15 protein-coding genes are annotated in these 22,249 nt (G+C 66.7%); 8 read left to right on the top strand and 7 right to left on the bottom strand.

All coding sequences use genetic code 11. The features are described 5' to 3' along the window. The first annotated feature begins 30 nt into the window (after positions 1-30). A complete protein-coding gene (locus D3874_RS01335) occupies positions 31-1,902 on the top strand; it encodes a DUF4394 domain-containing protein (protein ID WP_119775639.1) in 1,872 nt (623 codons plus the stop codon). Between the two features lie 37 nt (positions 1,903-1,939). Here the strand turns inward: D3874_RS01335 and D3874_RS01330 are convergent, their stop codons facing one another. The 5 genes from D3874_RS01330 to D3874_RS01310 all read right to left on the bottom strand — a co-directional run bounded on the left by D3874_RS01330 (position 1,940) and on the right by D3874_RS01310 (position 10,533). Beyond that, positions 1,940-3,136: a DUF1501 domain-containing protein gene (locus D3874_RS01330; RefSeq protein WP_119775637.1), complete on the bottom strand. Its 1,197-nt coding sequence runs from the start codon at positions 3,134-3,136 to the stop codon at positions 1,940-1,942. 5 nt (positions 3,137-3,141) lie between these two features. After that, entirely contained in the window at positions 3,142-4,482 is a 1,341-nt protein-coding gene (locus D3874_RS01325) for a DUF1800 domain-containing protein (protein ID WP_119775635.1), read from the bottom strand. Positions 4,483-4,618: 136 nt separating this feature from the next. Continuing rightward, positions 4,619-7,630: a glycosyltransferase family protein gene (locus D3874_RS01320; protein WP_147385479.1), complete on the bottom strand. Its 3,012-nt coding sequence runs from the start codon at positions 7,628-7,630 to the stop codon at positions 4,619-4,621. A 232-nt stretch (positions 7,631-7,862) separates the two neighbouring features. Next, positions 7,863-9,203, bottom strand: coding sequence for a glycosyltransferase family 4 protein (locus D3874_RS01315; protein ID WP_119775631.1), 1,341 nt, complete (start codon positions 9,201-9,203; stop codon positions 7,863-7,865). Positions 9,204-9,222: 19 nt separating this feature from the next. Beyond that, positions 9,223-10,533, bottom strand: a complete 1,311-nt coding sequence (locus tag D3874_RS01310; RefSeq protein WP_233559819.1) for a glycosyltransferase family 4 protein — start codon at positions 10,531-10,533, stop codon at positions 9,223-9,225. A gap of 461 nt (positions 10,534-10,994) precedes the next feature. Here D3874_RS01310 and D3874_RS01305 point away from each other — a divergent pair, with 461 nt between their 5' ends. Further along, on the top strand, positions 10,995-12,035 hold the full coding sequence (locus tag D3874_RS01305) for a polysaccharide pyruvyl transferase family protein (RefSeq protein WP_119775629.1): 1,041 nt from the start codon (positions 10,995-10,997) through the stop codon (positions 12,033-12,035). Here the strand turns inward: D3874_RS01305 and D3874_RS01300 are convergent, their stop codons facing one another. Beyond that, positions 12,036-13,373: a capsule biosynthesis protein gene (locus D3874_RS01300; RefSeq protein WP_119775627.1), complete on the bottom strand. Its 1,338-nt coding sequence runs from the start codon at positions 13,371-13,373 to the stop codon at positions 12,036-12,038. Between the two features lie 278 nt (positions 13,374-13,651). On the opposite strand from D3874_RS01300, the gene D3874_RS01295 reads away from it, so the two are divergent. Continuing rightward, the gene (locus tag D3874_RS01295; RefSeq protein WP_158595763.1) at positions 13,652-15,754 is read left to right on the top strand and encodes a capsular polysaccharide biosynthesis protein; all 2,103 of its coding nucleotides are present in this window, start codon (positions 13,652-13,654) and stop codon (positions 15,752-15,754) included. A 456-nt stretch (positions 15,755-16,210) separates the two neighbouring features. Here D3874_RS01295 and D3874_RS01290 read toward each other — a convergent pair whose 3' ends face one another. Continuing rightward, on the bottom strand, positions 16,211-16,627 hold the full coding sequence (locus tag D3874_RS01290) for a phosphomannose isomerase type II C-terminal cupin domain (protein ID WP_119775623.1): 417 nt from the start codon (positions 16,625-16,627) through the stop codon (positions 16,211-16,213). 484 nt (positions 16,628-17,111) lie between these two features. On the opposite strand from D3874_RS01290, the gene D3874_RS01285 reads away from it, so the two are divergent. From D3874_RS01285 to D3874_RS01265, 5 genes are all read left to right on the top strand, one after another. Then, positions 17,112-18,155 carry a mannose-1-phosphate guanylyltransferase gene (locus D3874_RS01285; RefSeq protein WP_119775621.1) on the top strand — a complete coding sequence of 348 codons (1,044 nt, stop codon included), beginning with the start codon at positions 17,112-17,114 and terminating at the stop codon, positions 18,153-18,155. Between the two features lie 233 nt (positions 18,156-18,388). Next, positions 18,389-19,693: a GSCFA domain-containing protein gene (locus D3874_RS01280; protein ID WP_199698874.1), complete on the top strand. Its 1,305-nt coding sequence runs from the start codon at positions 18,389-18,391 to the stop codon at positions 19,691-19,693. A gap of 33 nt (positions 19,694-19,726) precedes the next feature. Then, positions 19,727-20,119 (top strand): hypothetical protein, encoded by a 393-nt coding sequence (locus D3874_RS01275; protein WP_147385478.1) that lies wholly within the window; start codon positions 19,727-19,729, stop codon positions 20,117-20,119. 99 nt (positions 20,120-20,218) lie between these two features. Continuing rightward, positions 20,219-20,440, top strand: a complete 222-nt coding sequence (locus D3874_RS01270) for a hypothetical protein (RefSeq protein WP_119775617.1) — start codon at positions 20,219-20,221, stop codon at positions 20,438-20,440. 173 nt (positions 20,441-20,613) lie between these two features. Further along, a complete protein-coding gene (locus D3874_RS01265; RefSeq protein WP_147385477.1) occupies positions 20,614-22,236 on the top strand; it encodes a polysaccharide pyruvyl transferase family protein in 1,623 nt (540 codons plus the stop codon). Positions 22,237-22,249: the final 13 nt, after the last annotated feature.

Raw genomic sequence — 22,249 nt, 5'->3', positions numbered from 1 at the left:
TTGCGTGTCATCATCCGGGGGGAGTGAGACATGACGACGATCGGCTTGACCGACAACAATCAATTGGTCCGCTTTGACGAGAGCAGCCCGTCGGCGGCGACGGTCACCGCCATCACGGGGGTGACGGGGCGGCTGCTCGGCATCGATTTCCGGCCGGTGGATGGCCTGCTCTACGGCATTTCCAGCACCAACCGCGTCTATGAAATCGACATCAACACGGGCCAGGCCACGCTCACCTCGACCCTGTCGGTCGCCTTCGGCAACCAGCCGGGCGGCACCGATTTCAACCCGGTTCCCGACCGCCTGCGCCTGATCGGCGAAGACGGCCGCAACTACCGGGTCAATGTCGACAGCGGCGTGGTCTCGGTCGACGGCTCGCTGGCCTATGACGAGAACGAGGCCAATTTTGGCGATGCGCCGGGGGTGACGGCCGCGGCCTATACAAATTCCGTGGCTGGCGCGACCACCACCGACCTCTACAATTTCGACTCCGCCAATAACGCCTTCGTGCTGCAGGACCCGCCCAACAGCGGCATCCTGTTCAATCTGGGCCCGGCCGATGTGGACATCACCGGCTATGATATCGTCACCCGCGACGGCGGTGGCGAGGACAGCTACGGCGTTGCCGGCTCGACCCTGTATCAGGTGGACTCCAATACCGGCGAATTGACCCTGATCGGCACCGTGGGCGGCGCCAACCCGATCGAATTGCTCGACCTGTCGGTGGTAACCTTGCGCGCCGCCCAGGTCTTCACCCTGAACGACAACAGCAACATCCGCACCTCGGCCGGCGGCGCCGAAACCGTCAAGGGCCTGGGCGGCAACGACACGCTGACGGGCAGTGACGCCATCGACATCCTGTTCGGCGGCCTCGGCAACGATACCCTGACCGGGCTTGGCGGCAATGACCGGCTATTGGGGCAGGACGGCAATGATACCCTGGCCGGCGGTCTGGGCGATGACCGCATCGATGGCGGTGCGGGGATCGACACCGCCTCCTATGCCACCGCCGCCGGGACCCTGCTGATCGATCTGGCGATCAACGGCCTTGCCCAGGCCACGGGCCAGGGCAACGACATCCTGCTGGGGGTCGAGAACCTTATCGGTTCCGCCTTCAACGATGTCCTGCGGGGGGCCAACGGCGCCGCCAACAGCCTGACGGGCGGTACCGGCAACGACACGCTCGAGGGGCGCTCCGGCGACGATACCCTGGCCGGCGGCGTGGGCAACGATACAGCACTCGGCGGCCTGGGGAACGACACGCTGACGGGTGGCGACGGCGACGACACGCTGAACGGCGGCATCGGCGCCGACACCATGAAGGGCGGCCTGGGTAACGATACCTATTCCGTCGACAATGCCGGCGACGTGGTCAGCGAGGCCTTGGGCGACGGCGTCGACACCGTCATCTCGATGGTCGACGGCTATACCCTGACCAGCCGGGTCGAGGTGCTGATCCTCGACGGGTCGGGCGATCTCAGCGGCAACGGCAATTCGCTGGCCAATACCATCATCGGCAACCGCGGCAGCAATTTCCTGACCGGCGGCTGCGGCGCCGATACGATCGACGGCGGGATCGGCAACGATGACATCTTCGGCGGCTCGGGCCACGACATCATCACCGGCGGCAAGGGCGCCGATGGGCTTTACGGCGAGTTGGGCTTCGATGTTTTCGTCTTCGCGGTCCATTCGGGCGTGGACACGCTCTATGACTTCCACGACGGCCAGGACAAGCTCGACGTCTCGGGCTACGGCTTTACCTCGCTGGCCGATCTGGCGGTGACCGGCTCGATCGCTCAAGTGGGCGCGGACACCGTGGTAACCTTCATGGGTACCGACTCGGTCACCCTGCTCGACACGCTCGCTACCGACCTGACGGCCACGAACTTCATCTTCGCCTGAGGGGCTGGGCGGCACGCCGGACGTGCCGCCCTTCGCCTCAGACCTTCACCACATCCGGCTGGAACTGCAGCGAGCCCGCATCGACGAAGACGCGGGCGCGGATATCCTGTTCGGGCAGCCCCAAATGGTCGCGCAGCACCGCGGCGAAGACCCCGCGCAGGTCGCTGGTCGGCGCCAGGTCGCGGCCCTCGTAGAGCTTGTCGCGCGACAGGCCCGGCCAGTCCGCCAGCACCCGCGCGCCGTTCAGCGCGCCGCCCAGGACGAAGGCGGCGCCCGCGGTGCCGTGATCGGTCCCGCCGGTGCCGTTGGGTGCTGCGGTGCGGCCGAATTCGGTGGCGGCCACCACGATGGTCTTGGCCCACACCGGGCCCAGATCCTTCTTCAAGGTCGCCAGGCCGTCGCCGAACTGGCCGAGCAGGGTCGCCAGGCGACCCTTGGCGTTGCCTTGTGCCGAATGGGTGTCCCAGCCGGTAACCTCGATCGTCGCCACCCGCGGGCCACGCTGGTCGCGCATCAGGCTGGCCAGGCCCTTGAAGGCCGGGGCCAGCCGGCTCAGGCCGCGTTCCCGCATCATCGACGAGGTCTGGGCGTCGGCCAGCAGATCCTCGGTATCGCGGGCCGAGGCCAGGGCGGCGTGGAAGGCCTCGTCGTCGCCATAAAGGCGGTCGATGGCATCGAGCAGATAGGCCGAGGGCGGCTGGTCGTTGCCCTGGACCCAGGTCGCGACCTGGGTCGGGCCGGACATCATCAGGGGGGCGGACGGGCTGACCGCCAGGCCCAGGCCGCTGCTGCCCATCAGGCCCAGGGCCCGGTTCAGCCAGCCGACCCCGGAGCCCGAGGGCTTGGCGCCGCCAGTTTCCAGGACGTTCTGGGCATCGAAGTGAGAGCGTTCGCGATAGGGCGTGCTGGCGGCGTGGACCACCTGCATCTGTCCCGCCGCCCACATCTCGTGGATGGGCGCGAGGCTGGGATGCAGGCCGAAGCGATCGTCCAGCGCCAGGGCGCCGTCGGCCTTGCCCGGGGCGGCGATGGCCAGCGGCCCGCGCAGGGTGGCGAAATCAGGGTCGCCGAAGGCCGGCACAGCCGAGAGGCCGTCCATGCCGCCGCGCAGGATGACGAAGACGAAACGGCGCTCGCCGGCGGTATTGGCAAAGGCGACGCGGGGGACCGTCGCCAGCAGGCTGCCGGCCAGCATCGCCTGAAGCAGGGCACGGCGATTCAGGTTCGAAATCATCCGGGTTACCTCCGCTGGAATTCGGCGCTGGCAAAGACCATGGTCACCGCCGACGCGCGGTCACCGGCTTGCCTGATGAACTGCAACTTCTGCGGTGCCATCACGGGGGCGATCGTGTTGGTGAGCAACTGCTCGAGATCGAGCGAGCCGCTGATCTTGGCCGAGACGTCCGAGAGCAGGTCGATGCGGCGCATCAAGGCATCGGGCCCCAGCCAGTCCGTTGTCCGATCAGGCCAGCCGGCGGGCGAGGGCGCGGTGAAGGGCGCCTGGCCCAGGCCGCGCAGGCGGCGGAACAGCATGGCCTCGTCCTTCATGATTTCGGCGCTGCCGGCGGCCCGGCCGACCGACACTGCCAGCTCCCAGGGCGTCTTCATCTTGACCAGCGGTGCCGCCCATATGGTGTCGAGCGCGAGCAAGGCCTTGGTCACGGCGGTCAGGTCGCCGTCACTGTCGGCATAGACCTTGGCGATCCTGGCGACCGCCTCGGGCGGGGGATCGTCGGCCACAAAGTGGCGCACGAGCTTGGTCGCCAGATGCCTGGCGGTCGCGGGGTGGCGGGCCAGCATGGCGAAGGCGGCATAGGTTTCGTTCTCGCCGTCTTCCTTGATTTTGGTGCCGACCAGAACCTTGTCGCCGGGCTGGTGGCGATTGATGTCGAAGCCGAACTGCTTGGGCGCGTCGCCGCCGCCCTTCACCACCGACCAGCCGGTCAGGATCTTGGCCAGGGCGATCACGTCCTCCTGGGTATAGCCGCCGTCGACGCCCAAGGTGTGCAATTCCAGAATCTCGCGGCCCAGGTTCTCGTTCAGGCCGGCATCGCGCCGCTGGCCGACCTTGGAATCGGGCCCGACCGAGCGCGCCTGATCGAGATAGGTCAGCATGGCGGGGTGGAGGGCGGCAGCGCGCAGCAGGTCTTCGAACCGTCCTGTGACATGGGGCGCGATGGCTTCGCGCTCGAACACGCCGGCCAGCGGCACCACGCCGCTGCGCACCACCGAGACGGTGAAGTGATTGGACCAGAACAGCACCAGCCGTTCGCGCAGCGGCGCCTCGCTGTCGACGCAGCGCCGGAAACGGGCGCCGATCTCGCGCAGGTAGAGTTCGCGCACCGGGTTGTCGGGGCGGCCGTCGGTCAAGGCTTTCTCGCCGTTGCCTTCGGCCATCATGGCCTTGCGTGAATTGGCGATGACCAGGGCGCCGGCGGTGTCCGGCAGATCGCTGACGGGTGGGCGGGCCGAGAGCTGGGCCAGCAGGGCACCCCGGGGATCCCCCGACAGCGCCTGGTATTCCCCAGGCCTGGGGCCTAGGCCAAAGCGGTTGGCCGCGATGAATGCATCCCTGGACATCGGGGGTCCCTTGTGTGTCGGTCAGGTCGTCTCATCGACACCAACACTGAAACGGTCCCGGGGTTCAATTCCTGCGCCCAAAGATCACTTTTCCCGATCGTCCCCCGGGGCTCCTGGAGCCCCGGGGGAGGCGCGGTCAGCGTGCCAGCAGCTTGCCCAGGCCCTTGCGCTTGGGCGGCAGCAGGTCCTTGGCCACCCGGACATGGATCTCGTCGAAGAACAGCGGCGAGACCTCCGGCTTGCTGAAGACGATGAACACTTCGTTGGCGAAGTAGGGCTGCCATTTCTTGGCGATTTCCTGCTTCAGCCAAGCCTGCATGGTGTCGATCTGGCCTTTGTGAACGATGACGAAGTCGAATTCGTCCTCTTCCGTAACCTGATCGATGGCAATCACCCAGGGCGAGACCCGGCGGAATTCCGATGGCGCGACGATCTTGGCGGCGGTGAAACGGGAAATCGAATTCCACACATTGGCCCAGACCCGATCCGGCAGGCCGGCACTGACCGCCTCGCCGACCCAGGAGGGATCGAAGATCGGCATCGACTTGGCGTTGGCATCCTTGTCCTTGAAGGACAGGTTGGTGGTCCGTGCCCTGGCCGGGATCTGGGCCGCGAGCTTGGCCCATGGTTCGGGCTGGACGTTGATGGTCAGCGTCAGGCTGTCGCCGACCAGCAGGCTGAGGTCGACCAGATTGCGGGCCGCGGCAAGGCCCGGCGCGAGTTCATCGAGAGCCGCCTCGTCGACCCGCGCGCCGAACAGCACCTTTCGGGCCGTGGCAGCCAGCGGGCCGGACAGTGCCTGAATGAACGCCGGGGCCTGTTCTTCGGGCAGCCAGGTCGGTTCCGGCTTGGGCGGGAACAGCTTGGCGGCGGGCTTGACGGCGAAGCCCGTCTTTTCCTTGAACAGATCGTTGGCCAGTGCGCTGCGCAGGCAGTCGAACAGCCAGAAGCGGGCGATCTGGAAGAAGTTCTGGTCGCCCACGGCATTGTCGAAGGTGCCGCTCTCGCTCAGGAAGAACTCGTCGATGATCTTCTTCATCAAGATCGGCTTGGGCAGATCCTCGTGCGACGCCGGGGTATCGATGTCGACCACCGCGCTTTGGAACAGGGTGGCTTCCGGTTGCTGCGAGATATGGATCAGTGCCTCGGTGCGGGTCTTGCCGTCGATCGCATTGCAGATTTCCTGCAGGCGGCCGCGCGACGGCTGGCTCTTGAAGAACAGGGCCAGCGCCGAATAGACGAACTGTTCGTTCGACATCATGGCGAATTCGGCCTTGTAGGCACGATAGCGCGTGTGGAACTCCAGCGGGCTGCCGGTCGAGACGGACAGCTGCGCCGTGGTCTGCGCCTGGATGAACTTGGCCGCCGATTCGACCCACACCAGGCGGTCGTCGAAGATGTCGGTGGGCAGGCCGCAGGTGCCGACCAGGTCGAGAAGATCCTTGGCTGCGAGGCCGCCGACGCGGGCGAGATAGGACAGGATCTTGGCCGCCGGCATGATCAGCAGCACGGGGATGCGGATCGGGGCGCTGTTGGCGCTGCCGCGGAAGCCGATCCGGTCGATGTAATCCTGCATGACACGGCGGAGCTGCTGCACCGCGTCGCGCCCGACCGAACCGTAGGTTTCCGGGAACAATTGCTTGACCAGCTTGCCCGTCACCGAGGCCGAGAAGATGCGGTTGGAAACGACTTCGTGGTATTCGCGCTGGATACCCTGGATATCACGCAATGCCTCGCGGCGCACGACGGGGGGCAGGGTGTCGTCGTGGCTGAGGAAGCGTTCGACCTGGAACAGGTTGGACGGCAGGGTTGCGCAGGAGGTGAGCAGGGTCAGCCGGTCGGTCGCCTCGAGATAGGGCGTGATCAGGCCCTCGCAGGCGACGCTGAATTTCAAGGGGGTTTCGGCGAACTGCTTGTCGATCACGGCCTGCAGGGCCTCGTCCGCCGCTTCGGCATCGCTCGAGGCACAGGCGGCGATGATCTCCTGCTCGGCATCGGCGCTGTCGATGCCCTCGTCCACCTTGCCCAGCAGCATCATGTCGATCAGGGTCAGCGAACGGCGCTGATCGCGGAAATTGCGCATCCGATAGGCGGTCAGGTGCGACGGCGGGGTGTCGGCCAGCAGCGCCAGGAATTGCGCATAGACCTTCGACATCTCATATTTTTCGGCAAAGCTGCGCGCACGCTCCGACGCACGTTCATAGGCTTCGGTGCTGGCGAACAGCTCGTCGATGCGGAAGTGCATCTCGTCCTGGTGGGCAAAGATCACACCTTCGCCGCAATCTTCGAACTGCGGGCCGTATGGAACCAGCACGGGCACGCCGAAATTGAACAGGAAGCGGATCGAGCCGCTGGTCGCCCAGTGCGTGATGGGGTCCTGGGTGACGATGCCGAAATCCATCGGCGCCAACCGGTCGAGGAGGTCGCTTTCCTCGCAGAAGTCGGTGAACACCGTTGCCGGCACCTTCAGACGCTCGGCATAGTCGTTGAGTTCGCGCGCGGCGGTGCGGCTGGTGGTGGCGAAATTGCCGATGAAGTTCGCCTGCGCGCGCTCACAGATATCGATGATCAGGGTGGGCTTCTTGTTGGGCGACAGCAGGCCGAAGCTGCCCACCGTGGGACGGTCGCGGCGCTGGGACGGGGTGCTGCGCGGGGGCCTGGCCTTGGGCTCGCCTTCGGGTTCATGGACGAAGACCCCGTGTTCCAGGTGCGGAATGGCGAGTTCGTAGCAGCCCCGGCCGTTCAGGTTGAACACCGGGATGGCCGAGCCGAACAGGCATTGGTTCATGATGTTGAGGACGTGATCGGTCAGCACGATCGTGTGCATGATGATCGCCGACCGGGTGCCCGGATAGGCTACCTGGTAACGCTCGATGTTGCCGACCAGGGTCGAGGTGGCCTCGCCCGTACCCAGCGGCGACAGGTTGTCGAACAGGCCGTATTCGTGCTGGACCAGGATGAAGTCGAACGGGGCGGCGTCTTCCCGGACGGTGAACAGGTCGGACGACGAGCGCAGCAGCGCGGTGCCGATCCCCAATTTCTTCAGCGAGGTGGCGACATAGTGGGAATACCGGGCGATACCGCAGCTCTTGCCCAGCGACGGGCAGATGATCGCGACCTTCACCGATGAACCCTTAAGCTCCTGCATGATCCGCTCCAGCTATCTGCTCGTGTACTAAAGACCTGAAACACCGACCCCGCGCGGACCGATCTTGCCGGCCAATAACGCGGACAATCCTACAGTATTTTACGCAGTTGCAGCATAAATGCGCCGCCGTTCAGGTGACAATCTTGACGCAGCCGACCGGTCACGAGAATTTCACACTTGCCGCGTGTGCGGCCGGAAAAGCTTCATGAATCAATCGACTATCAATTGAGTTTCAATCGCCAGGGGTTACCGCAAATGGATCCGGCGCGGCATCGAGCACCGCGGTCGAGGCCTGGGCAAGCTGTCCTGCCGGTGAATCAAGGCCGCAGTGGCGGGCCAGCGATGCCTCCAGCATGCTGAAGTGGCGCTCCCACGACGGCGGCTGATAATTCTTGATCCGCTCGATCTGCGCCGCCCGCGCGGCCGATTGCCCCGAGGCATAGTCGAGGATCGTGTCCAGCCATTTGGGGCCGTCCAGGGGATCGATGAAATCGGGGACATCACCGCCGACCTCGTGGAAGGCCGGTATGTCGGAGCAGATCACCGGAATGCCGACGGTCAGGGCTTCGGCGATCGGCAGGCCGTAGCCTTCGACGAACGAGGGGAACAGCAGGGCATTGGCCCGGCGCAGCAACTCGATCAACTGGGCGTCCGACAGGCTGGGCAGTTCGACGACGCAATCGCGCAGGGCGACGCAGCGATCGAGAATCCGCTCGGTGTTCTCGATTTCCCAGCCGCGGCGGCCGATCAGGATCAGCTTCGGCGTCTTGTCGCCCAGGATGCCGTGCAGGCGGCGCCAGATCGCCAGCAGCAGATTGTGGTTCTTCCGCGGCTCGATCGTGCCGATCATGATGAACCAGGGCACGGCTTCCTGGTGCGGCGTGGGCTTGAGGTTGCGGTAGACCGGGGCGACGCCCAGCGGCAGGACCTTGATCGGCGGCGGCGACTGTTCGGTCTGCGCGCAGAAGGCCTTGAAGTCGTGGGCCGTGACGTGGGAATTCGTGAGCACCAGATCCGAGGTGTTGATCATGGTCTCGAGCCTGGCGACGTGGCGGCGGTCCTCGCCCGCCCGGGCGAATTCGGGGTGATGATAGGGGATCAGGTCGTGGAGATAGACCGCCAGGCGGGCATCGAAACGCTGCTTGAGATTCTCCCACAGGCCCTTCTTGTCGATGCCGCCGTGCGAGACCGACAGCAGGATGGAGGAGGGCGCGCCGCGCTTGAACATGGCGCGGCCCTTGACCTCGGGAACCGGCTCGGCCCGCTCGCCTATCAGGCGCTCGCCTGCCTTGACGAAGCGGTCCATCAAGGGGGAGAAGCGGCGCAGGCGGCGATGCAGGTCGGGATTGACGCGGTCGATCCAGTTGGCGGCGATGTCGTCACGCCGCTCATAGGCATCTTCCCAGGTGATGCGGCGGAAGCCGTTGCCGCGAATGGTGAAGAAGCCGACCCGCTGCCGGGGCTGATTCAGAAAATGGCAAAGATAGGCATACTCCATCCGATCGATACCGGAGGGCGGGCGCTCCGGATCGCGGCCGACCAGTCGGGAAATATCAAGAAGGATCTTTGCCATTGCTCTGCTTTATCACATTTCAAACGGGATCGAGGTCCAGGACCTTGGCGTACATTTCTTCCAATCGGGCGAGATAGGACGGGATGCCGAATTTGGCCGCCTGGCCCGGTCCGCGCTGCGCCAAGTCGGCGACCAGGACGTCGTCGGCATCGAGCCGGGTGACCGCCGCGGCGATCGCATCGACGTCATAGGGGTCGACCAGCAGGGTCGCATCGCCGGCGATTTCGGGCATGGCGCCCTCGGTCGAGGTCAGCACCGGGGTGCCCATCAGCATGGCCTCCAGGACCGGCAGGCCGAAACCCTCGTAGAGCGACGGAAACAGGACGGCCCGTGCCCCTTTGACCAGCGCCGCCAGGTGGGGGGCGGGAACGTAGCTGAACTTGTGAATCCGCCGCGGCGCGCCGGTCGCCTGGACCTCGCGCTCGTAGTCGGCAATGAAGGTGACCTCCTCCGCCGCCTTCCAGGCCGCATCGCCGATGATCACCAGGGGACGGCCGGGGCGGGCCTTCAGCACGGCCTCGATCAGCCGGGCGACATTCTTCTTGGGCTCGATCGCCCCGAAAAACAGGAAATAGCCCTTCCAGCCAAAGCCGTAGACCCGCTCGACATACTGCCGCGATTCGGCCTCGGTCTGGCCTGCTGTGGCGGCGGGCAGGGCGACCGACTGGTAGGTATTGGAAATCCGGCTGTCGTCGATCGCGAACAGGGCCTTGATGTCGGCCTTGGAGCGCTGCGAAATCGTGCAGATGTGGCCTGCCGTCTCGACGCATTTCCGGATCAGCTTGTAATAGTATTTCTTGTCGTCGAGGGTCGCGAAGGGCAGCCGCAGCGGCACCAGGTCGTGCAGCGTGTAGATGTTTCGGGCCCCGGCCACCCTGATCGGCAGCGGATAGGTCCAGTGCATGATCGCCGGCGGGTCGGGCACCCGAACCTCTAGGAAAGTGCCCCAGCGCTTGAAATGGCGCATGGCGGTGTGGATCAGGTCGGGCACCGCCGTGATCCGGTCGAAATACGGCAGGGTGGCGGCGACGTCGCGGGCGATCACCTGGCCCTCGATGGTGATGACCTGCGCCTTGCGGCCGAACGGCGAGGTGAAGGCCTCGGCGAACTGGCGCAGACGGCGCCGCCACCGCGGCGGCTTGACCCCATCGGGGTCGAGAAAGGCGATCTCGTGCAGGATCGGGGCGTCGCCCAGGTGGACGCGCCGGCCATAGAGGATGTCGACCTTGCAGCCCAGATCATGCAGGCAGTGGGACAGGGTGCGGGCATAGGTCGCCACCCCGGTACCCCGCGGCAGGGCCAGATTGTAGCCGTCGATCGCAATGCGCACCCCGGCCAACCGGGAGATCCTCCCCGCCGGCACCGGGGCTGCACCTTGTGTCGCTTCCGACAGCCGCTCGCCAACCTGTCTGGGCTGAAGCGGCTCGGGCCAGGCCGCGGTCGGCCGGTCCGGGTCAGAAGGATTCAAGCGTGCCGCCAAGATGGCTGTCCCCCTTCAGTGATGCAGCGCTTCTGCGGCGTCGTATGACGGTAGATTGTATGTGAAACACGCGACCCCCGTCCTGCCCCCCTTGGGCGCGATAATCGCGCGCCTCGTTGCCCGGGGGCAAGAAGGAATGGGGCTGGGGCGGCCCGACCATGGTACACGCTGGACGGAATGCAGCAGGATTGCTGTGATGCAACACTCAGGCGAGGCGATCTGCCGCGGCCGATTCCGGGTTTTTGTCGATACGGCAGCGAAAACCATGCACTACCAACCCGGTATCGGTTTCCTAAACTGCATGGCAGGACATGGCTGAGCCCCTGAAGGTCACCTGGGTCGCCGCACCGCACGCGGACGACCATCTGAATATCGGCGACGCCTTGAGCCCGGTGATGGTCGCCTGCGTCGCCGGCCAGCCGGTCGAGCATGCCTTCTTCGATGCGCCGGTGCCGCGCATCAGCGCGGTCGGGACCATCGCCAACCTGTTTTCGCGCGGCGAGGTGACGGTCTGGGGCTCGGGCTCCTCGCGCTACCGCAATCCCGGCGCCGGCAAGGATCGGCAATTGTTCGAGATGCCGGCCGATACTCGCTACCGGGTCATGGCGACCAGGGGGCCGATCGCGGCCAAGATCCTGGAGCGGGCCGAATTCATCTATCGCGGCGTCTACGGCGATCCGGTCTGGCTGTTGCCGCGCTTCTACAATCCCGGGATCGAGAAGCGCTACGAACTCGGCGTGATCATCCACCTCTCGGATCTGGTCGACCGGGCCTTCGAGGCCCATCCCGATCCCCGGCACCTGCGCTATCGGGTGCCCGAATCACTCCAGTCGTCGGTCAAGCTGATCAACACGGTCACGCCGGTCAGCGTCGCGGCGATGAAGGAACGGCTGGACCAGATCCTGTCGTGCAAGCGCATCGTCTCGACCAGCCTGCACGGCATGGTCTTCGCCGAGAGCTATGGCATTCCCTGCCTCTACTTCTCGCCCCGCGGCGGCCCGTCGGGGCTGGTGTCGCTGTCGACGGCGGACGAGCACGAGGTCGATCTGCGCATCGCCGACCTCTATGCCGGGCTGGGCATGGCGCAGGTCCAGGCCTATCGCCAGCACCGGGTCAGGGAAACCGATTGGGATGACCTCATCGGCACCATCGATCGGGCCTGGGAGCCCAAGCCGTTCGACGGAGACCGGCTGATCGAAGCTTTTCCCGGGCCGATCGCGCCGCTGACGGCACAGCAGGTCGGCAGCGGCGGGCTGTTCGGTCATCCGCTCATCGCGTCCCTGCCGATGTATCACGTCAAGCCGCGCAAATCGGGCCTGGCCCGGCTGCGGTCCTGGTGGCGCAAGCGCTAGTCAGGAGCCGGCGAGCGCCTGGGCCGGCGCCTCGTACGAGGCCTCCGTGCCCGGCGCCGCGAGCAACGCCGCGGCGGCGGGGGCCGCCTCCAGCCGTTCGATCACCTTGGGCATGGCCAGGGCCATGCCCTGATTGGTGTAGAAGCCGCCGTTGACCTGGGTGCGCGCGGCGACGACCTGGCGCCAGGCCAGGTAGAGGTCGCGCTGCGGCAGATCGGGATCGGTCCAGAAACTGTCCAGGCCGCGCCGGTGCGTGAGCCCCGGCAGGTCGTAGATGGCGCGCCCCAGCACGACCAGCGGCAGCGACCGGTGCAGGGCCGAGATGCCGGCGGTCGAATTGATCGTGATCGCGCCGCGGCAGGCGCCCAGAAGCTCGCTGAGGTTGCCGCCGTCGAGATAGACGATCCGCTCGGCAACGCCCCAATGCGCCGCCAATTCGTTCAACTGCCGGTCATGCGGCGTCTGCCCGTTGTCGAGCGGGTGGCCCTTGACCACCAGGAGCGTGTCCTTGGGGGCATGAACGGCAAAGGACTGCACGGTCTGGATCAGGAATTCGTGAATCGACTTGAAGGGCGAATGGAACAGCAACTGCTTGTCGGTATTGAGCTGCATCAGCGCGAGGTAGTAGGGCGCGCCGCTGGCCAGGAGCTGCTTCTCCCGCCGGGCGACCTCGGCCAGGCGCGCGGGCCGGCCGGCCAGCCGCTTGAACCAGGTCCAGAGTTCGAACGCCGGCCCGTTTTCCCGGTGGTGCCGGTAGCGCTGAAACAGCCACCCCAGCAGGAACAGCCAACTGTAGGAGGCCAGCGTGCGCCGGCCCATCACGATGTTTTGCGGCCTCACCGGGTGGGAAAGAATCAAATCCGCCGCCGCCTCGGGCGATTCCAGGATGGCGGCGGGATCGCGCGGCAGGCTGGACCGGGCATTCACCCCGTCCAGTTCCAGCGTGATGTTGTCCGGCCGCAGATAACCTTCCTCGAAGACATGGACGAGCAGGGCCGGCCGCCACTGCTTCAGGGTCTCGACGGCGGCGACATGCAGGGGGCGGCAGTCGCCCAGCAGGACCAGATCGGTGACGTCGTGCGCCTTGGCCAGGGCGCCGACCCAGGCGGGGAATTCGTCGTTCGCACCACGAAACAGGCGGGCCGACGGCCACGGCCAATCGTAGGTGTCGCCGCCGTTGAAGTTGACTCGCACGATCCTGTGGCCCCGGGCGGCCAGAGCCAAGCCCAAGCGGCGAAAGAACGGGCCGATCGGCCCTTGCAGGAACAGGAAGCAGCGCGCCCGGGCAGGGCGATCGCCGTCGATCGGCGAAACGGTGGCGGGTAACGGAACACCCATCAAAACTGGCACCCACACGGGCCGACATTCGCCGAAGCGTCAGCGGCACAACAATCCATGGCAGGCGGCAGCACGATCCACATGATCACTCTGGACATCACAAATAGCTCGACAAGGCAAGAGCTTAGCCGGGCAAGACCGGGAAACATCTTGTCGATCAGCAGCCAGCCATGCGAGAACCCCGTCGACACCAACACCGATCGAGGCCGCCGGTTCCATCGTTCCGGCACCAGTTTTCAACGCTTTCGCAGCAACGGGTTCAGAGAGGTTCTCGCCACATGGCGGCAGGCGGCGATACCGCCCAACCAGGGGCGCCGGCACGGCGGGTGGGGGTTCTGTCGCTCGGCATGTGGTGGCGGGTGCCGCACCTGCGGTCGCTGCTCGGCTCCCTGGGGACGCCGGTCTGGCTCAGCGGCCTGGTCCGTCCCCCGCCCCGTGTGACAGCCATCGTCGGCTGGGGCCGCAAGGCGCCGGCGCAGCGTGCCCGCCGCCTGGCCGAGCGATGGGGGCTGCCCTTCGTCACCGCCGAGGACGGCTTTCTGCGGTCGGTGGGCCTGGGCGTCGCGGGCACGCCGCCCCTGTCGATCGTCCTGGACAGCCGCGGCGTTCACTACGAGGCCCAGGCCCGGTCCGACATCGAGGCCGCACTCCAGAACTGGCACGCCATCCCGGCGGCGGACCTGGCGATGGCGGGCCAATTGCTCGACCTGATGCGCCGCCACGCGATCGGCAAATACAACGACGCCCCCGACCTGGACGACGCCGACCCCACCGGCCGCGACCGGCCCCTGGTCCTCGTGGTCGACCAGACCGTGGGCGATGCCTCGATCGCCGGCGGCGGGGTCGATGCCGCGACATTCGAGGCGATGCTGGCGGCGGCCCGCGCGGAAAATCCCGGCGCCGACATCCGGGTCAAGATTCATCCCGACGTGCTGGCCGGGCGCCGGCAGGGCTTCCTGCTGGACAGTGCGCGGCAGCAGGGCATCGCGCTGGAGGCGCGGGAAATCTCCTGGCCGTCGCTGGCCAGGCGGGCGGCCCGGGTCTATGTCGCGACCAGCCTGGCCGGGTTCGAGGCGCTGATCCAGGGGGTGCCGGTCGTCTGCTTCGGTCTGCCGTTCTATGCCGGCTGGGGCCTGACCGACGACCGCCAGGCCGTGGCCCGGCGCACCGCGCGGCCCAGCCTGGAAGCGGTGGTGGCCGCGGCCTATGTGGGTGCCTGCCGTTACATCGACCCGCTGACCGGCAGGCCTGGAAGCGCGCTCGACGTCGCCCGCTACATCGCGCGGGTGAAGCACATGGACCGGGAATTCGCCGGCCATACCGTGGTGGTGGGGCTGCGGCCCTGGAAGCACGAGCGCACGCGCCGGTTCCTCGCCAGCCGCTGGGGCAGGGTCGCCTTCGTCAATCACACCGCCAAGGCGGTCCGGCGGGCCCGGCGGGAAGGCGGCCGAATCGCCGTCTGGGCGGCGCGGGCCCCGGCGGACCTGGCGGCGGCCTGCGCGGCCGCGGGGGTGCCGCTGTGGCGGATCGAGGATGGCTTCCTGCGCTCGGTCGGGCTGGGTTCGGATCACGTCGCGGCCGCTTCGCTGGTGGTCGACCGCGAGGGCATCTATTTCGACCCGACCGGGCCCAGCGAGTTGGAAACCCTGCTCGAGGCCGGCGGCTTCGACGCCGGCCTGCTGGCCGAGGCGGCACGGTTGCGCCGGACCATCGTCGAGCGCGGCCTGACCAAATACAATGTCGGGCGGGCACAGGACGTCGTCGTCGATGGCGCGGCCGGGCGCCGGCGCATCCTGGTGCCGGGCCAGGTCGAAGACGACGCTTCGGTGCGGCTGGGTGCCCCCGGGGTCGGCGGCAACCGGGGCCTGCTCGAGGCGGTGCGGGCCGCTTGTCCCGACGCCTGGATCGTCTACAAGCCGCATCCCGATGTCGAAGCCGGCAACCGCCAAGGGGCCATCCCGGCCGCAGTTGCCCTGACCCTGGCCGATCAGATCGTCGTCGATACCTCGGTGGTGCGCCTGTTCGACCTGGTCGACGAGGTCCACACCATGACCTCGCTGGTCGGTTTCGAGGCGCTGGTGCGCGGCCTGGCGGTGACGACCTATGGGCTGCCGTTCTATGCCGGCTGGGGCCTTACCACCGACCGGCAGTCAGCGCCGCGCCGGCGTCGGCGCCTGACCCTGGATGAACTGGTGGCCGGTGCGCTGATCGGCTATCCCCGCTACGCCGACCCGCAGAGCGGCCTGCCGTGCGATGTCTGGCATGTGGTGAACTTGCTGTCGGGTGGTACCCCGCGGGGGACCAGAAGCCTGCGTCAGCGCGGCCTGCGCGGTCTGCGCCTGGCCGGCGCCCTGTTGCAGTCGCTGTCGGCTCGCCGCTAGCCGGCGGCTCAGGTGCGGGCGGGGGCGCTGCCTTCGAGGCATTGGAGACGTGCCCGCAGCACTGCCCGGCTGACTCGTTCAACGGCGCCGCAGTCGCTGCAAAGCTCGCCCTGAAGGGTGTCCGTCGGCCCGTTCATGGCGCAATCATGGAACCAAGTGGTGCCGAGACTGGCACCGCTGCTGCGAAACCTTGAAGAAGGGGAGCGCATCTAACCGTAAACCTCTAGTGACCGCCGGGGGGAGCCGTCATGAGCGACGCAATAACCTCGAGTGACCGACAGCCTGAACTATCCAGCGGGTTTGATAATATTTCATTACTGCCAAAGGGTGGGTATTGCCCCGGTTTGGGGGCAAAGGGCGCGGTCGCCGCCCTGGAAGGGGGCCTGGCGCAAAAACGCCCGCCGGATCGGCGGGCGTTCTTCTCGGGTGTCGCAACCGGTCTTGGCGCGAACCGCCTCAGCGGCCGTAGTCGTCGGAAAGCCGCACGATGTCGGTTTCGTCCAGCACCTCGCCGCGCTGGATTTCGATGAACGTGAGAACCTCGTCGCCGGTATTGGAAATCCGGTGGGTCGCCATGGTCGGGATGTGAACATGGGTGCCGGGGCCGACGCCGATCGGCTTGCCGGCGATTTCGACGATGCCCTTGCCGCTGATCACCGTCCAGTCTTCCGCACGATGATGATGGAACTGTAACGACAGGCGTTGGCCGGGGTCGACCCGAATCCGCTTGACGATGTAACCATTGCCGACATCTAGAACGGCCCAGTCCCCCCAGGGCCGCTTGTCGCTGTCGCCAACGCGATACTTCGCGGTGGTGCTTTGGCGCAACCTGACTGGCTGCTGACGTTCGGCACGCTCGATACCAGCGTCCATGTCCGCCCCTCTTCAGTAATGTCTGTTGGCTACATTGCAGTGCAACAAACGGCCCTGTCAAGAACCGCGTCCCGCCCTATCGCACCGAAGGCCAAGCAAAGTGATAAGCGTCACGTTTGGTCCATGCAACCGGATAAATCGTCAGTCGTTTTTGCTGCATTTCAGTCATATAACGGGAACAAAGCGATAATATACATTCGATAAATGAAAAGCGGAGCCTTGCTGCCCGGAGAGATTGATCCCGGGTCGAGGGCGACTTGGGCGCCTCCAGCAGCGGCCCGCCTGGCTTTTGGCGTGGGGCGTGCCATGGCAGTGCAACATTAAAATGCCGCAAATGTGACCTTCATCATCTTCGGGCGGGAACCGGATGCCCTAGAGATCCATTCCATGTTGCGGCACGGCAATTCGTCCGGTGCCGCGCAAGAGGGTGGACGTCTCCGGTCGGGCACTTTAGTTAGGGAGACGTCGGCATGCGGGGGGCGGAATGACGAGTTTGGTACCGGTTGTGCTGTGCGGCGGCTCGGGGACGCGTTTCTGGCCCCTGTCGACCGACGCCAACCCGAAGCAGTTTTTACGGTTGTGGCAAGGCAAGAGCCTGTTTCAGATCACCATCGCGCGCCTGTCGGGCAGGGGCGCTGCCCCGGCGCTGATCATCTGCAACAAGGTTCACGAGGCGGAAATCCGCCGCCAGCTGGCCGAGATCGGCGCGGGCGAGGCGACCATCCTGCTCGAGCCCGAGCGGCGTGACTCGGCCGCCGCGATCGCCGTCGCCGCGGCCTGGGTGGCCCGGCGCCACGGCGCCGACGTGCCGATTGGCATTTTCCCCTCCGACCAGTTGATCGGCGACGAAGCGGCCTTCCGCCACGCCCTGGACCTGGCGGCGATCCTGGCGCGCGAGGGCCGCCTGGTCACCTTCGGCATCACCCCGGACCGCCCGGCGACCGAATTCGGCTATGTCGAGCGCGCCGCGCCGATCGCCGCCCATCCCGGCGCCTTCGAGGTCGCGAGTTTCCACGAGAAACCCGAGGCGGCGGTTGCCGCGGGCTATATCGCGTCGGGCCGGTTCGACTGGAACAGCGGCATGTTCGTGTTCACCGCGGCCGGTTTCCTGGCCCAGGCGGAAATCCACATGAAGGCCATTCTGGACGCCGCCCGCCTGGCCACGACCCGCGCCGTCGAGATCGGCGGCGCCTGGCACCTGGATGCTGAGGCCTTCGGCCAGGCCGAGAAGAAATCGATCGACTATGCCCTGTTCGAGCATGCCAGCGGGGTCGCGACGGTCCCGGTGGCCTGTGGCTGGTCCGACGTCGGCAACTGGCGCAGCGCGCAGGTCGAACTGCCCAAGGACGCGGCCGGCAATGTCGTGATCGGCGACGCCAAGGCCAAGGAAACGGCCGGCAGCATCATCGTGACCGATGGCCTGCCGGTGCGGGTCCTGGGGGTCGAGGGGCTTGCCGTCGTGGTCAGCGCGGCGGGCGTCCTGGTGACCAGGCTCGAGGACGCGGCGCGCCTGAAGGAGATCGTCTAGCGGGGCAATCGGCTCGACGCTCCCCGGCAAGCATAGCCGTTTGTGTGAACAGCAGGGCGGCCGTTCGCCGTACCGTTGTGGAGCAACTGGTGCCATGCCGGTGGTAAGTGCAATCGATATAAGGCATTGGCAATGTTGCTGCGGTGCGGCAAAGTCGACTACGATTTGAATTGACTGACGCAAGCCCGGGCGCGAAGACTCGTGACGATTTGCCGATTTGGAGGTCTATACTGATGAGCGCGGAAACTGTGACCAAAACAACTGACGAGCCTGAAGCCGGCGGAACTCAGGTGGTCAATCGGACGATCGAGGCAGTGGTCGACGGCAAGAAGATGTCGTTCGGCTACAGCTTCTACCGCGGCGAGAACACCAACTACGGTCCGACCCTCGACATGCTCGAGCGGCCCGATGCCGTCGCCAAGTACTTCCTGAAAGGCTGGATGCCGGCCGAGCCGTTCATCGACCAGGACACCAACATCATCGCCTTCGGCAGTTGCTTTGCCTCCAACATCAGCAACTACCTGAACGGCATCGGCTACAACGTCGCGACCAAGAAGGACAACGTCGCCTACGTGTCCCGCCTGGGCGACGGCATCGTGAACACCCACGCGATCCGCCAGCAGTTCGAATGGGCGTGGGAGAACCACACCCCGTCGGTCGACCTGTGGCACGGCTACAAGGCCGAGGAATTCGGCTATGACGAGCAGGTGCGGATCCGCACCAAGGAGCTGTTCGACAGCGCCGACCTGTTCATCATCACGCTCGGCCTGTCGGAAGTCTGGTACGACGAGCCGACCGGCGAAGTGTTCTGGCGCGCGGTGCCGTTCGACAAGTTCGACCCCGCCCGGCACAAGTTCCGCGTCGCCACCCACGAGGAAAGCCTGACCAACCTGCGGGCGATCTATGGCCTGATCCGCAAGCACAAGCCCGGCACCCCGGTGGTCTTCACCCTGTCGCCGATCCCGCTGGCCGCGACCTTCCGCGATGTCTCGTGCATCACCGCCAATGCGGTGTCGAAGGCGATCCTGCGCTCGGCGCTGGACCAGCTCTACCGCGAGAACAAGCCCCAGGACCCGAAGCTGTTCTACTTCCCGTCCTATGAAATCGTGCTGAACGCCTTCAAGAACCAGTTCGGTTCGGACGGCCGCCATGCCCACCCGCATGTGCTGGACCTGAACATGAAGGCGTTCGAGCGCTACTTCTGCAAGACCGGCCTGACCGACGAGGACATCGAGAAGACCTTCGCCGAGGCCCTGGCCCTGGACCGCGAACTGGGTGGCCAGGATCGGTCGGTGGCGCTGAAGCGGATCCGCGGCGAGAAGATGGCCAAGGTTCGTGTCGGTTCCAAGAGCGTCGAGGAAATCGCCAGGGCGGAGGCTCGCGCGGCCAAGCTGAAGGCCCTGGGCAAGGCGCCCAAGGACGACGGCCTGACGCCCGAGCAGCGCGCGGCCGAAAAGGCCGAGAAGCGGGCCAAGGCCTTGTCGGAGCGGCGTGAAGAACGGCGCCTGAAGACGATCGCCGAACGCAAGGCCGGTTGAGGCCGGCGCAACTCCCTGAAGACGGATGGTGACATGTCCAAATTGTTTGGTGGTTTGTTGAAGTCCGGAAGCAAGTCGGGTTCCACGAAGGGCAAGGGCAAGGCGTCGACGGCCAAGGCGGCGGAACCCGTCGCCGCGGCCGCCGTCGAGGCAGCCCCGGTTGCCGAGCCCGTCGTCGAGGAAACCGTGGCGGTGGCGCCTGTCGTGGCGGAAGTCCCCGCCGCGGAAGCCCCCGCCGCGGCCAAGCCGGCGGCCGTTGACCGCCGCGCGGCGGCGATCGCCCGTCGTGAACAGGCGGCCGAAGGTCGTCAGGCCGCCGCCCATGCCCGGCGCAGCCAATCGGTTCAGCGTCGCGAACAGGCGGCGATCGAACGGCGGTCCGCGGTGGCGGAGCGTCGGCAGACGAGGACCGGCGGCGAACAGTAACCGCTTTAACCGCCGGCGGCGGGGGCTGCAGGCCGGGGACCCATGGGTCTCCCCTGCGGGTCGATGCCGGCACAAGTCAATGAGAAAGGATTTTCCAAGATGAGCGAAAAGAAGCCCGTGGTCAGCAAGGAAGAACGCGCCCAGGCGGCCGCAGCCCGCAAGTCCGCCTCGGCGGAGAAGCGCACCACCTCGGCCGCCCAGCGCAGCCAGGCCGCCGACGCCCGCAAGGCCGCGGCCGAAGCCCGCCGCAGCGAAACCGTCGCCCGCCGGGAAGCCGCCGCGGCGTCGCGGCCCAGCCGCGGTACGCCCAGCGCCGGCTGATCGCGGTCTCGCCGGGAATTGGCACGCGCCGTCCGCGGCGCGTGCCATTTTATTGTCCGGGCATGATTGTGATTACCACTAATCCGGTGTAGCTAGGGTGCTTGTGCACGCCGAGATGCTTGAGTTTTCGCTGGCCGACAGCGGCGGCCACTGCTCCGATGTTCAAGGTGGGGATGTCCAAACACCGCTCTGTCAAGACCGCGACCCTCGCCCAGCGTGCCGTTCACAAACAGCCTGGTGATGTCGCCCGCGACCTGCTTGCGACGCTCGTTCCCGACGGTGCGCTGGTTCTCGACCTGACCGACGGCTCGCACCTGGCCCTCGCGGCGCTCGACAGCACGCGCGTCGCCGTCATCGAGCAGCCGCTGTTGGCCGGCCCGGCCGCAAACCATGCCATCGCCCTCGAGGCCCTGAGCGACGCGCTCCTCGCGCGGGTCGATCTGGTAACGCTGCTGGTTCCGTGGGGGCGGATCGCCAATGCCGAGGCGGTGCTGGCGCGAATCGCCGCGGCCGGTTGCGCGCTGATCTGCGCGGTGGCCAGGAAGGGCGAGCGCGCCCTGGCCACCCTGGCCCAGGCACAGGGCCTGATCGTCACCGCGACGGTGGTGGCGGCGACCGGGCCGACCCTGATGCAACTCGCTCCCGCCACGCCGCGGCCCTCGCCGCCCCGGCTGGCGAGTGGCGATACCGTGGAGCCGGCAGCCGCCGCCATGCGCCCGGCGCTCCTGGTCGCCGGCTTCTACGGGCGCGGCAATTGCGGCGACGAGGCGCTGTTCCAGTCGATCTACGAGACCTTCGCGCCGAGCTGCGACATCATCGTCGCGGTCAACAAGTTTGGCGCCCTCGATGGTTACGAGGGCTGGTACCCCTACAATCGCTGCGAGATCGTCCATCAGTGCAGCCAGGATATTTTCGAATCCGGCCGGCCCATCGCCGCCATGATGATCGGCGGCGGCGGCCTGGCCGTGGGCTTTGCCGCCAATCTGGTGATGGAGGCGCGGGCGCGGGGCATTCCCACTTTCCTGTCGGGGGTCGACCTGCCCAACCTGGACATGCCGGCCTGCGACCCGCCCGACCGCGAGGTGGTGCAGGGCCCGGATGTCGTCGATCACGCCGTGATGCGCGACTATCTTGCCGGCTTCGCCCAGGTGATGGTGCGCACGCGTCACGGCCAGGACGTCTGCCGCCAGCTTCAGGTGCCGGCGGCCTTCGGCTCGGACTGGGCCTTGAAACTGGCGATGGACGCGGCGCCCGATGTGACCGCGTCGAGGCGCCGGGCCCTGGTGGTGTTGCGCGAGTTCCCGCTGCCCCTGGTGCCGTTTTCCTATGTCCTGGCGATCGAGGAACTGATCCTGGGGTTGCGCGCCCAGGGCTGGGAGCCGGCCTTCCTGCCCTTCTGCCCCGAGGATGCCCGCAACACCGAGCAGTTGGATCTGGCCCGCCTGGCCCCGACGCTCGAGCACTGGTGGAACCCACGCCGTGTCAAGCAGCTGATCGGCTCCAGCGGCCTGGTGATCGCGGTCGGGCGCCTGCATCCGCTGATCTTCGCGGCGACCCTCGGGGTGCCGACCGCCTCGCTGCTGCCGCCCTTGCCCTTGCCCTCGGGGCGCCAGTCGATCAGCAAGATCGATGCCGTGTGCGCCGACTGGGGTATCAGTCAGTTCCCCGATGTCGACGCCCTGCTGGAGGCGACCGCCGCGGGCATCAAGGGCGTGACCAAGCGCAAGCTGGCCACCGCCATGGCCCGCCTGGACAAGTCGATCATCGAGATGAAGGCGATCATCGCGGGGGCGTGATCGGCCGTTGGAC

This window comes from Oleomonas cavernae, from assembly GCF_003590945.1.
GTDB classification, from domain to species: Bacteria; Pseudomonadota; Alphaproteobacteria; order Zavarziniales; family Zavarziniaceae; genus Zavarzinia; species Zavarzinia cavernae.
This window is presented reverse-complemented; position numbering and strand designations above follow the sequence as displayed.